This is a genomic window from Micromonospora sp. B9E7 (genome assembly GCF_039871815.1).
Classification (GTDB): Bacteria; Actinomycetota; Actinomycetes; order Mycobacteriales; family Micromonosporaceae; genus Micromonospora.
In genome coordinates, this window is record NZ_JBDPLX010000003.1 from 286,247 (window position 1) to 298,078 (window position 11,832).

Sequence of the window (11,832 nt, forward strand, 5' to 3'; positions counted from 1 at the left end):
GATGTCGCAGACGATTCAGCTCCAAAGGAGGCGAGGAGTATGACCACCGTCCGCTGGCTCGCCGAATACGCCTGGCTGCCCGAGCACGCCGAACCCACTCCCGACGTGCTCATCGAGGTCGACGGCGGCCGGATCGCGGCGGTGACGCCGCTGACCCCCGCCAGCAGGCCACCGGCCGGGGTCGAGGTGTACGCCGACGCGGTGCCGCTGCCCGGACTGACCCTGCCCGGCCTGTCCAACGTGCACTCGCACGCCTTCCACCGGGCACTACGTGGGCGTACCCACGGCGGCCGGGGTGACTTCTGGACCTGGCGGGACCAGATGTACGCGGTGGCGGACCGACTGGACCCGGACACCTACCTGGCCCTGGCCCGCGCGGTCTACGCGGAGATGGCGCTGGCCGGGGTCACCGGCGTGGGCGAGTTCCACTACCTGCACCACCGGCCCGACGGCGGCGCGTACGACGACCCGAACGCGATGGGCGCGGCGCTGGTCGAGGCCGCCGCGCACGCCGGGATCCGGCTCACCCTGCTGGACACCTGCTATCTGACCTCCACCGTGGACGGACAGGCCCTCACCGGCCCGCAGCGCCGTTTCGGTGACGGGGACGCGGCCCGATGGGCGCAGCGGGCGGGCGCGTTCCAGCCGACGGACAACCACGTCCGGGTCGGCGCTGCCGTGCACTCGGTGCGGGCGGTCCCGGCCGACCAGCTCCGCACCGTCGCCGAGTGGGCCGAGGAACGGCAGGGACCGCTGCACGTGCACCTCTCCGAGCAGCCCGCCGAGAACGACGAGTGCCGGGCCGTGCACGGGCGCTCGCCGACCGCGCTGCTCGCCGAGCACGGCGTGCTCGGGCCGAACACCACCGCCGTGCACGCCACGCACCCGACGAGCGCCGACCTGACCCTGCTCGCCGACAGCCGGACCGGGGTGTGCCTCTGTCCGACCACCGAGCGGGACCTCGCCGACGGGATCGGCCCGGCCCGACTGATGGCCGACGCCGGGATCCGGCTCAGCCTGGGCAGCGACAGTCACGCGGTGGTCGACCTGTTCGAGGAGGCCCGCGCGGTGGAGTTGGACGAGCGGCTGCGTACCCGCCGTCGCGGCCACTTCGCGCCGCTCGACCTGCTGACGGCGGCCAGCGCCGCCGGGCACGCCGCGCTGGGCTGGACCGACGCCGGGAGGATCGCCGTCGGCGCCCGCGCCGACCTGGTCACCGTACGGCTGGACAGCGCCCGTACCGCCGGGGTGCCGCCGGTCGGCGTGTTCTTCGCTGCCTCCGCGGCGGACGTCACGCAGGTCGTGGTGGACGGTCGGGTGGTGGTGGCCGAGGGTCGGCACCTGAGCGTCGACGTGCCGGCCGAGTTGTCGGCGGCCATCGAGGCGGTGACCCCCTCGTGAGCAGCCTGCTTGTCGACAACATCGGGGAGCTGGTCACCAACGGTGCCGGCGAGGGCCCGCTGGGCATCCGCCGGGACGCGGCCGTGCTGGTCGAGGAGGGCCGGGTGGTCTGGGTCGGGCCGTCCGCGTACGCGCCGGCCGCCGACCGGCGGCTGGACGCCGGTGGAGCGGCGGTGCTGCCCGGCTTCGTGGACAGCCACGCCCACCTGGTCTTCGCCGGGGACCGCGCCGCCGAGTTCGCCGCCCGGATGGCCGGTCAGCCCTACACCGGTGGCGGCATCCGGACCACTGTCGGAGCGACCCGGGCCGCCACCGACAACGAGCTACGGGCCACCGTGCGCCGGCTGCGCGGGGAGGCGCTGCGCCAGGGCACCACGACCATGGAGATCAAGAGTGGGTACGGGCTGACCGTCGCCGACGAGGCCCGCTCACTGCGGATCGCCGCCGAGAGCAGCACCGAGACCACCTTCCTGGGTGCGCACGTGGTGCCCGCCGAGTACGCCGACCGCCCCGACGACTACGTGAGCCTGGTCTGCGGCCCGATGTTGGCCGCCGCCGCGCCGTACGCGAAGTGGGTCGACGTGTTCTGCGAACGGGGCGCTTTCGACGTCGACCACGCCCGGGCCATCCTGGCCTGCGGTCAGGCCGCCGGGCTGGGCGTACGGATCCACGCCAACCAGCTCGGCCCCGGGGGCGGGGTGCGGCTCGGCGTGGAGCTGGACGCAGCCAGCGTCGACCACTGCACCCACCTGAGCGACGCCGACGTGGACGCGCTGGCCGGCACGGCCCACAGCGACGGGTCGGGGACCCGCACGGTGGCGACGCTGCTGCCGGGAGCCGAGTTCTCCACCCGCTCGCCGTACCCGGATGCCCGCCGACTGCTCGACGCCGGTGTCACCGTGGCGCTGGCGACGGACTGCAACCCCGGCTCGTCGTACACCTCCTCGATGCCGTTCTGTGTGGCGCTGGCGGTCCGCGAGATGCGGATGACCCCGGCGGAGGCGGTCTGGGCCGCGACCGCCGGTGGCGCGCGGGCGCTGCGCCGCGACGACATCGGTGTCCTCACCCCCGGCGCTCGGGCCGACCTCGTCGTGCTGGACGCCCCCTCGTACCTGCACCTGGCCTACCGGCCCGGTGTCCCCCTGATCCGCCAGGTAATGCGCAACGGAGTAACGCCATGACGACCGTGACCATCCAGCCCACCGGAATCTCCGCCGACGACGTTCTCGCGGTGGCCCGCGGCACCGCCACGGTCGTCCTCGACCCGGCCACCATCGACGCGATGGCGACCAGTCGGGCCATCGTGGACGGCATCGAGTCGTCCGGCCGCCCCGTCTACGGGGTGTCCACCGGGTTCGGGGCGCTGGCCAACACCTTCATCGCCCCGGAGCGGCGGGCCGAGCTGCAACACGCGCTGATCCGGTCGCACGCCGCCGGGGTGGGTGCCCCGATGCCGCGCGAGGTGGTCCGGGCGATGATGCTGCTGCGGGTCCGGTCCCTCGCCCTGGGCCGCTCCGGGGTCCGGCCGCTGGTCGCCGAGGCCCTGGTCGACCTGCTCAACCACGACATCACCCCGTGGGTGCCGGAGCACGGCTCACTGGGCGCCTCCGGCGACCTGGCGCCGCTGGCGCACTGCGCGCTGGCGCTGCTGGGTGAGGGCTGGGTCCTCGGTCCGGCCGGCGAGCGGCAGGACGCGGCCGACGCGCTGACCGCCGCCGGGCTCAAGCCGATCGAGCTGGCCGCCAAGGAGGGGCTGGCGCTGATCAACGGCACCGACGGCATGCTCGGCATGCTGCTGCTGGCGATCGACGACGCGGCGCACCTGTTCGCCATGGCCGACGTGACGGCCGCGCTGGCCATCGAGGCGATGCTGGGCTCCGAGCGGCCGTTCCTACCCGAGCTGCACGCGATCCGGCCGCACCCCGGTCAGGCCGCCTCGGCGGCGAACATCCACCGGTTGTTGCAGGACTCCCGGGTGATGGACTCGCACCGCGACGACCTGGCGCACGCCGTGCAGGACGCGTACTCGATGCGCTGCGCCCCGCAGGTGGCCGGCGCGGCCCGGGACACCCTGGACTTCGTCCGCACGGTCGCGGCGCGGGAGCTGGTGTCGGTGGTGGACAACCCGGTGGTGCTGCCGGACGGCCGGGTCGAGTCGACGGGTAACTTCCACGGCGCGCCGCTCGGCTTCGCCGCGGACTTCCTCGCCATCGCCGCCGCCGAGGTGGGCGCGATCGCCGAGCGGCGGGTGGACCGGCTGCTCGACGTCACCCGTTCCCGGGACCTGCCGGCGTTCCTCTCCCCCGACGCCGGGGTCAACTCCGGGCTGATGATCGCCCAGTACACGGCGGCCGGCATCGTCGCCGAGAACCGTCGACTGGCCGCCCCGGCCTCGGTGGACTCCCTGCCCACCAGCGGCATGCAGGAGGACCACGTCTCGATGGGCTGGGCGGCGGCCAAGAAGCTGCGCACCGTACTGGACAACCTGACCAGCCTGCTCGCGGTGGAGCTGCTGGCCGGCGTACGCGGGCTTCAGTTGCGCGCCCCGCTGGACCCGTCCCCGGCCGGACGTGCCGCCGTCGCCGCGCTCGGCCCGGCGGCCGGCGAGCCCGGCCCGGACGTGTTCCTCGCCCCCGTGATGGAGGCGGCCCGTGCGGTCGTCGCCGGACCGGAGTTGCGCGCCGCCATCGAACGGCAGGTCGGCCCGCTGGGCTGACCCGGGTCGGATCGCTGTCGTCCGCCACGGGTCAGGTGGCGGGCGGCAGCGTCTTCGGAGTCTGTCGGCCGGTGCTGTTGACGTTCGCCGCCGTCTCAGGCGGCCGGCGGCAGCACCTTGGCGACCAGCTTGGCCAGCTCGCGCAGCGCCTTGCCGCGGTGACTGATGGCGTCCTTCTCGGCCGGGGTCAGCTCGGCGTTGGTCCGGTCCTGCCCGTCGCCCAGGAAGATCGGGTCGTAGCCGAACCCACCGTCGCCGCGCGGAGCGCGCAGCACCTGCCCGGACTGCCGACCGTCGACCAGGTGCTCCTTGCCGCCGGGCAGCACCAGCGCCACCGTGCAGACGAACGAGGCCGCCCGCTGCTCGTCCGGCACGTCGGCGATCTGGTTCAGCACCAACTGGAGGTTGGCCTGGTCGTCGCCGTGCTGGCCGGACCAGCGGGCGCTGAACACCCCCGGCATCCCGTTGAGCGCGTCCACCGCGAGCCCGGAGTCGTCGGCGATGGTCGGCAGACCCGTCTGCCGACACCCCTCCCGCGCCTTGATCAGCGCGTTCTCACCGAAGGTCAGGCCGGTCTCCGGCAGCTCCGCGTACTGCTCGACGTCGTCCAGCCCGAGCAGGGCGATCCGGTGCGCGCCGAGCGCGCCGTCCAGGATCCGCTGAAGCTCCACCAGCTTCTTACGGTTCCGGGTGGCGAGGAGGACCTTGTTCATGAGGAGAGTGCCTTCCGCTGGGCTTCGGCCAATTCGGTGCAACCCGCGACGGCAAGGTCGAGCAGGCTGTCGAGCTGGTCCCGGGCGAACACGCCCGCCTCACCGGTGCCCTGCACCTCGACGAAGTCGCCCGCGCCGGTGCACACCACGTTCATGTCCACCTCGGCGGCGACGTCCTCCTCGTAGCACAGGTCGAGACGTGCCTCGCCGGCGATGATCCCGACGCTGATCGCCGCCACCGACCGGTGCATCACCTTCTCCGGCTTACCGGCCAACGCCTTCCGCGCGGCGAGCCAGCCCACGGCGTCGTGCAGGGCGACGTACGCGCCGGTGATCGCCGCGGTGCGGGTGCCCCCGTCGGCCTGGAGCACGTCGCAGTCGAGCACGATCGAGTTCTCGCCGAGCGCCTTGAGGTCGATGCTGGCCCGCAGGCTGCGACCGATCAACCGGGAGATCTCGTGGGTACGACCACCGACCCGACCCTTGACGCTCTCCCGGTCGGAGCGGGTGTTGGTGGCCCGGGGCAGCATCGCGTACTCGGCGGTCACCCAACCGAGCCCGGAGCCCTTGCGCCAGCGGGGCACCCCCTCGGTGACGCTCGCCGTGCAGAGCACCCGGGTGCCGCCGAACTCGACGAGCACCGAGCCCTCCGGATGGGTGCTCCAGCCTCGGGTCAGGGTCACCGGTCGAAGTTGAGAGGGCCCTCGCCCGTCAGGTCGCGCCATGCCTGCACCCTATGCGGTGCGGGGATCCACCTCGCTCGGGGTGCCCACGGGGGCGTTCGCGTCGTGCACCCGGAGGAACCCGGCGACGGCGGCCGGCCACCCGAACTCCTCGGCCCGCGCCCGCGCGGCCAGTCGCCGCTGCGCCTCCGGGCGGTCCACCAGGCGGGTCACCGCCGCGGCCATCGACTCCCCCGAGCCGTACGCGGCCAGGCCGGCGGCCCCGACCACCTCGGGCAGGGCGCTGGCCGCGTTGACGACGACCGGGGTGCCGCAGGCCAACGCCTCCAGACCGGCGAGGCCGAAGGTCTCCACCGGGCCGGGCGCCAGCACGACGTCGGCGCTCGCGAGCAACGCGGCCACCGCGGCACGGTCCGGGAGGAAGCCGGTGAACGTCACCGGCAACCCTTCCGCCCGACGGGCGAGCGTGCCGCGCAGCGGGCCATCGCCGGCCATCACCAGCACCGCCGGTACGCCGGTCCGACGCAGCTCGGACAGGGTCTGCACGGCCAGCTCCGGCCGCTTCTCCGGGGACAGCCGGGCGCAGTGCACCAACAGCACCTCGCTCGGGTCGGCGTACCGGGCGCGCAGCCGCGGGTCGGCCCGGTCCGGGGAGAAGGTGTCCAGGTCCACCCCGAGCGGCACCAGGTCGACGTTGCCGGCGCCGATCCGGTCGAACTCCTCGGCGGCCCACCGGGTCGTGCACACGATCCGGTCGTACGCCTGGCTGGTCGCCCGGTTGAGCCGGTCCGCGATCGGCCGGCGCAGCGTGTGCGGCACCCCCCACTGGCCGAGCAGCCCGGTCAGCGACTCGTGCGAGACCATCACCGACGGCACCCCGTGCGCCCGCGCCCACCGGCCCGTCCAGCGCAGCGACGACCGGTCGGACACCTCCAACCGGTCCGGCGTGAGGTCGGCGAGGAGCCGGGCCAGCCGACGCCGGCCGGCGAGCAGCCGGTAACCGCCGCTGCCCGGCATCTCCGGGCCGGGCAGGGTGACCACCCGCCCCCACGGGTACGACTCGTCGGAGGCGTACCGGCCGGGTATCACCAGCACCGGATCGTGCCCCGCCGCCCGGTAACCCTCGCCCAGGTGTCGCAGCGCGGTACGCAGACCACCGGAGCGCGCGGTCACGAAGTTGGCGAGCCGCACGATCCGCAGACCGCCCGTGCCCCCGGTCACGAGGCGGCCGGCAGGCCGACGGTGGCGGCCACGGCGCGTACCGCGTGGTAGTGCCCGATCAGCTCGTCGCCGACGGCCGCCCAGCTACGGCGACTGACCGCGACCCGGGCGGCCAGCCCGTAGGCCCGCCGCCGGTCGGCGTCGACGGCAAGGTCGGCCACCGCCGCCGCGAGGGCGTCGCCGTCGTTCGGCGGCACCAGCGCCCCGGTCACGCCCTCGTCGACCAGGTCGACCGGGCCGCCGCTGGCCGGTGCCACCACCGGCACCCCGGAGGCCAACGCCTCCTGGATGGTCTGGCCGAAGGTCTCGTGTGGTCCGGTGTGCACGAACACGTCCAGGCTCGCGTAGAGCCGGGCCAGGTCCTCACCCTGCTGCACGCCGAGGAAGGTCACCCCGGGCAGTTCCCGGGCCAACTGCCGGCGGGCCGGGCCGTCGCCGGCCACCACCACCCGCACACCGGGCAGTCGCGACGTCGCCGCCAGCAACTCCACCCGCTTCTCCGGGGCGAGCCGGCCGACGTAGCCGATCAGCAGCTCACCATTGGGTGCCAACCGCTCCCGCAGCGCCGCACACCGTTTGGCCGGGTCGAATCGCACGGCGTCCACGCCACGACGCCACAGCCAGATCCGCTGCACCCCGTTGGCGATCAGGTCGGCCGCGGCCCGGGTGGACGGGGCGAGGGTGCGCTGCGCCGAGTTGTGGATCTCCCGGATCCGTCGCCAGGCCGCCGCCTCACCCCAGCTCACCCGGTACGCCCGCGCGTACGCGGCCACATCGGTCTGGTAGACGGCCACCATGGGCAGCCCGTGCCGGCTGGCCAGGGTGGCAGCCCGTGCGCCGAGGACGAACGGACTGGCCAGGTGGACCACGTCCGGTTCAGCCGACAGCAACGCCCCGGTCAGCCGGGTGGTGGTCGGCACGCCCAACCGGAAACCCTGGTATCGGGGCAGCGGCACGCTGGGGATGCGCACCACCGGGTACGGCAGTCGGTCGATGTTCTGCCGGCTGGCACCGGGCGGGGCCGGCGCGATGACGACCGGCTCGTGGCCCCGGTCGAGCAGGTGCTCCGCCGTGCGCACCACGGAGTGCGCGACGCCGTTCACGTCCGGTGGGAACGACTCGGTCACGATGGCGATCCGCATGCCCACACCGTGCGGGTGCCACGGGTGCGTCAGACGACCGTCCGCTGACCGGCCGGCGAACAGTACGGCACAACACCGCGGCCCGGCCCACCCCAACCGGGACGGGATGGGTCAGACGTCGTAACTGGCGCCGGGACGGACCACGTCGATGGGTCCGGTGTACGCGGAAGCGGCCGACTCCAGCGTGTGCGCCTCGCTGCCCCAGGCCGCGACCAGGTGGGTGAGCAGCAACCGACCGACCACGGCCTTGGTCGCCACCTCGCCGGCCTCCCGGCCGGTCAGGTGCAGATCCGGCGGGTTGTCCACCCCGTCGAGGAAGCTCGCCTCGCACAGGAAGACATCGGCGTTCTGGGCCAGCCGCAGCAACGCGTCGCAGGTCGCGGTGTCCGAGGAGTAGCACAGCGACCGGCCGTCGTGCTCCAGCCGCACCCCGTACGTCTCGATGGGGTGGTTGACCCGGTCGACGGTGACCGTGAACGGGCCGATCGGGAAGGTGCCCGGCTCAAGCGCGTAGAACTGGTAGACGTCGTCGATGGTGTCGTCGTCGTGGTACGCGGCACTGAGCCGGTCCGGCGCGCCGGCGGGCGCGTACACCGGCAGCGCCGGGTAGGGGCCTTCCGGGGCGTACCGGCGGACCACCACGTAGGTCACGGCGTCGAGGATGTGGTCACAGTGCAGGTGGGTCAGCAGGATCGCGTCGGGCGCGTGCAGCCCCGCGTACCGCTGGAGGCTGGACATCGACCCGGAGCCGAAGTCGACCAGGAGCCGGAAACCGTCGGCCTCGACGAGGTAGGCCGAACACGGTGACTCCGGACCGGGAAAGCTGCCGGCGCAGCCGAGGACGGTCAGTCGCATCGAGTCGTCTCGCTGTCACTGTCAGTAGCATTCATGTCGGCCGTCGCTACAGCCATGATCTCTACCGACGCGTGCGTCACGCTGCGCAGCCTACGCCGGGGTGCCCGGCGGCAAGAATGATCCAACGGAACTTGTCACGAACGTGACACCTGCTCACGGCGCGGTGGGCAGCGTTACGGGCCGCCGACGCACGTCGACGGCCCGTAACGGAAAAGCCCTCACCAGGTCAGGCCCAGAGCTGCCCCTCCAGGGCGTCCTCGGCGTCGGCGAGCGTGCCACCGTACGCGCCGGTCGACAGGTACTTCCACCCGCCGTCACAGACCACGAAGGCCACATCGGCACGCCGGCCGTCACGGACCGCCTCGTGCGCCACCGCGAGGGCGGCGTGCAGGATGGCACCCGTGGAGAAGCCGGCGAAGATGCCCTCCACCTCCACGAGCTGCCGGGTACGCAGCACCGCGTCCCGGGTGCCGACCGAGAACCGCCGGGAGAGCACCGAGGCGTCGTACAGCTCCGGCACGTATCCCTCGTCGATGTTGCGCAGGCCGTAGACCAGCTCGCCGTACCGCGGTTCGGCGGCCACGACCTGGATCCCGTCGACCTTCTCCCGCAGGTAGCGGCCGGTGCCCATCAGCGTGCCGGTGGTGCCGAGCCCGGCCACGAAATGCGTGATCGTGGGCAGGTCGTGCAGCAGCTCCGGCCCGGTCGTCTCGTAGTGCGCCCGAGCGTTGGCCTCGTTGCCGTACTGGTAGAGCATCACCCAGTCGGGGTGCTCGACCGAGATCTGCCTGGCCGTGGCGACCGCCTGGTTGGAACCACCCGCCGCCGGCGAGAAGATGATCTCGGCACCGTACATCCGAAGTAGCTGGACCCGCTCGGTGGAGACGTTCTCCGGCATCACGCAGACCAACCGATAGCCGCGCAACTTGGCCACCATCGCCAACGAGATGCCGGTGTTGCCACTTGTCGGCTCGAGGATGGTGTCACCCGTCCGGAGCCGGCCGGCCTCCTCCGCCGCCCGCACCATGAACAGCGCCGCGCGATCCTTGATGCTGCCGGTCGGGTTCCGGTCCTCCAGTTTGGCCCAGAGCCGCACCGGCGGTGCCCCGTCGGGCACCGTCGGGGAGAGCCGGGGCAGGCCGACCAGGGGCGTGCCCCCACACGCGTCGAGCAGACTGTCGTACCGCGCCATGGCGGCCGACCTCAGCGAGCCGCGACGGCGCCGCGCACCGCCGCTGCCGCGGCACCGTGCGAGCTGATCGCCGCAGCGGCGGCACCGTGCGAGCTGATCGCCGCGGCGGCGGCGAAGCCGAACGCGCCGCCGGCTACGGCCGGCAGGATGGTGACGCTGTCGCCGTCGGAGAGCTTGGCGTCCAGCGCGCCGAGGAAGCGGACGTCCTCGTCGTTGACGTAGACGTTGACGAAGCGGTGCAACGTGCCCGCCTCGGTGATCAGCCGGCCGCGCAGACCGCCGTGCCGGGAGTCCAGGTCGGTGAGCAGATCGGCGAGGGTGTCGCCGGCGCCGTCGACGACCTTGGCGCCGCCGGTGTAGCTGCGCAGGATGGTGGGGATGCGAACCTCAATGGCCATGATGTCGAGCTCCTCGATCGGGTGTACCTACGGTGACGGGACGAGACGGGTCGGACGCTGACGGATCAGCGGCCGGAACACTCGTAGTCGACCGTCGCCGGGCTCTGCCCGAACATGTAGGACTGGACGGCATGCGGGTCGACGCCGGCCTCCACGATCTGGACCGGCTCCTCGGTGACCACGCCGTCGACGATCCGGAACGACCGGATCTCCTCCGAGTCGGGCTCGCGGGTCGAGACGAGCAGGTAGTGCGCGCCCGGCTCGCCCGCGAAGGAGACATCCGTCCGCGACGGGTACGCCTCGGTGGCGGTGTGCGAGTGGTAGATGACGACGGGCTCCTCGTCCCGATCGTCCATCTCCCGCCACACCCGCAGGTGCTCCATCGAGTCGAACTCGTAGAAGGTCATCGACCGCGCGGCGTTGTCCATCGGGATGTGCCGGGTCGGGGTGTCGCTGCCGAGGGGCCCGGCGACCACGCCGCACGCCTCGTCGGGGTGATCCCGGCGCGCGTGGGCGACGATCGCGTCGATGATCGACCGGTCGATGCTCAGCACGAGCACCAGCCTAACGCCTGATGAGCACGGGCCGAAGTGGTGCCGGTCACGCCTAGTCGATCAAGGCGTTGAGCAGCGACTCCTGCAAGTATCCGAGGTACGCGTAGACCGAAAGCTGGAACACCCGGCTGGACGCCGGGTCCTCGGCGACCGCGTCGTCCAACTCCTCGCCCAGATCGGTGCCGTCCTTGATCTCCAGCCGGACACCCATCGCGAGCCGGGCGTCGTTCAGCGCCCGCAACCACGCCTCGGCCGCCTCGGCGTCCAGCCGCACCTCGCCGCCCGCCTCGTCGGGAAGCGCGGCCAGGATGGCCCCCGCCTGGTCGATCTTCGCGGTCTTCAGGTCGCCCTCGGTGTAGCGGCGGAACTCGGCGGTGCCCGGGGCGTCCTGCGGATAGACCGCCGGGAAGAGTCGACCGACGACCGGGTCGGTGTGGTCGAAGCCATCGGTGAGCAGGCCGACCACCTCGGAGGCGACCTTGCGCAACACCCGCGCCTCGTCCACGGCGAAGGTGGCGACGTAGCAGCCGGCCTGGCGACGGAACATACTCACGACTTGTCCACCGTCGCCCACAGCCCGTACGCGTGCAGCTGCGACGCGTCGTGCTCCATCCGCTCCCGGGCACCTGTGGAGACCACGGCACGGCCCTTGTGGTGCACGTCCAGCATCAGCTGCTCGGCCCTTTCCCGGCTGTAGCCGAAAAGCTTCTGGAAGACCCAGGTCACGTACGTCATCAGATTGACCGGGTCGTCCCACACGATCGTCACCCACTGCCGGTCGGACGCCGGCACCTCGTCAGTGGCCGGCGTCTCGACCGGTGCAACCTGCGGAGCCGCCATGCCCCCCATCGTGCCACCGGTTTCCCGGAACCGAGGAACCGGAACGCCGGCCCGGCGTGGATCGCCCACCCCGGGCACCCCTGAGTCGCCCCACACGCCATCGGGCGCGCGGTGCGA

13 protein-coding genes are annotated in these 11,832 nt (G+C 72.9%); 3 read left to right on the plus strand and 10 right to left on the minus strand.

The features are described 5' to 3' along the window. Positions 1-39: 39 nt before the first annotated feature. The 3 genes from ABGB10_RS06540 to hutH are packed head-to-tail and all read left to right on the plus strand — an operon-like array spanning position 40 to position 4,117. Positions 40-1,401 (plus strand): formimidoylglutamate deiminase, encoded by a 1,362-nt coding sequence (locus ABGB10_RS06540; RefSeq protein ID WP_347659939.1) that lies wholly within the window; start codon positions 40-42, stop codon positions 1,399-1,401. Further along, positions 1,398-2,582 (plus strand): imidazolonepropionase, encoded by a 1,185-nt coding sequence (gene hutI, locus ABGB10_RS06545; protein ID WP_347659940.1) that lies wholly within the window; start codon positions 1,398-1,400, stop codon positions 2,580-2,582. Before ABGB10_RS06540 ends, hutI begins: the two co-directional genes overlap by 4 nt. Further along, on the plus strand, positions 2,579-4,117 hold the full coding sequence (gene hutH / locus ABGB10_RS06550; RefSeq protein WP_347659941.1) for a histidine ammonia-lyase: 1,539 nt from the start codon (positions 2,579-2,581) through the stop codon (positions 4,115-4,117). The genes hutI and hutH overlap by 4 nt, the downstream gene beginning before the upstream one ends. 95 nt (positions 4,118-4,212) lie before the next feature. On the opposite strand, the gene rdgB is transcribed toward hutH, so the two are convergent. The 10 genes from rdgB to clpS all read right to left on the minus strand — a co-directional run bounded on the left by rdgB (position 4,213) and on the right by clpS (position 11,715). Next, a complete protein-coding gene (gene rdgB, locus ABGB10_RS06555) occupies positions 4,213-4,830 on the minus strand; it encodes an RdgB/HAM1 family non-canonical purine NTP pyrophosphatase (RefSeq protein ID WP_347659942.1) in 618 nt (205 codons plus the stop codon). After that, positions 4,827-5,555 (minus strand): ribonuclease PH, encoded by a 729-nt coding sequence (gene rph, locus ABGB10_RS06560; protein WP_347659943.1) that lies wholly within the window; start codon positions 5,553-5,555, stop codon positions 4,827-4,829. The genes rdgB and rph overlap by 4 nt, the downstream gene beginning before the upstream one ends. Positions 5,556-5,564: 9 nt before the next feature. Further along, the gene (locus ABGB10_RS06565; protein ID WP_347659944.1) at positions 5,565-6,734 is read right to left on the minus strand and encodes a glycosyltransferase; all 1,170 of its coding nucleotides are present in this window, start codon (positions 6,732-6,734) and stop codon (positions 5,565-5,567) included. Further along, entirely contained in the window at positions 6,731-7,876 is a 1,146-nt protein-coding gene (locus tag ABGB10_RS06570; protein ID WP_347659945.1) for a glycosyltransferase family 1 protein, read from the minus strand. Before ABGB10_RS06570 ends, ABGB10_RS06565 begins: the two co-directional genes overlap by 4 nt. A 111-nt stretch (positions 7,877-7,987) precedes the next feature. Beyond that, positions 7,988-8,731, minus strand: a complete 744-nt coding sequence (locus tag ABGB10_RS06575; RefSeq protein WP_347659946.1) for an MBL fold metallo-hydrolase — start codon at positions 8,729-8,731, stop codon at positions 7,988-7,990. Between the two features lie 226 nt (positions 8,732-8,957). Next, entirely contained in the window at positions 8,958-9,923 is a 966-nt protein-coding gene (locus tag ABGB10_RS06580) for a pyridoxal-phosphate dependent enzyme (RefSeq protein WP_347659947.1), read from the minus strand. Between the two features lie 11 nt (positions 9,924-9,934). Further along, positions 9,935-10,321, minus strand: coding sequence for a MoaD family protein (locus tag ABGB10_RS06585; protein WP_347659948.1), 387 nt, complete (start codon positions 10,319-10,321; stop codon positions 9,935-9,937). A gap of 65 nt (positions 10,322-10,386) precedes the next feature. Next, complete coding sequence (locus ABGB10_RS06590; protein WP_347659949.1) at positions 10,387-10,875, minus strand: M67 family metallopeptidase; 489 nt, start codon at positions 10,873-10,875, stop codon at positions 10,387-10,389. Between the two features lie 52 nt (positions 10,876-10,927). Beyond that, complete coding sequence (locus ABGB10_RS06595; protein WP_347660152.1) at positions 10,928-11,422, minus strand: DUF2017 domain-containing protein; 495 nt, start codon at positions 11,420-11,422, stop codon at positions 10,928-10,930. Positions 11,423-11,424: 2 nt separating this feature from the next. Further along, on the minus strand, positions 11,425-11,715 hold the full coding sequence (clpS, locus tag ABGB10_RS06600) for an ATP-dependent Clp protease adapter ClpS (protein ID WP_030487198.1): 291 nt from the start codon (positions 11,713-11,715) through the stop codon (positions 11,425-11,427). Positions 11,716-11,832: the final 117 nt, after the last annotated feature.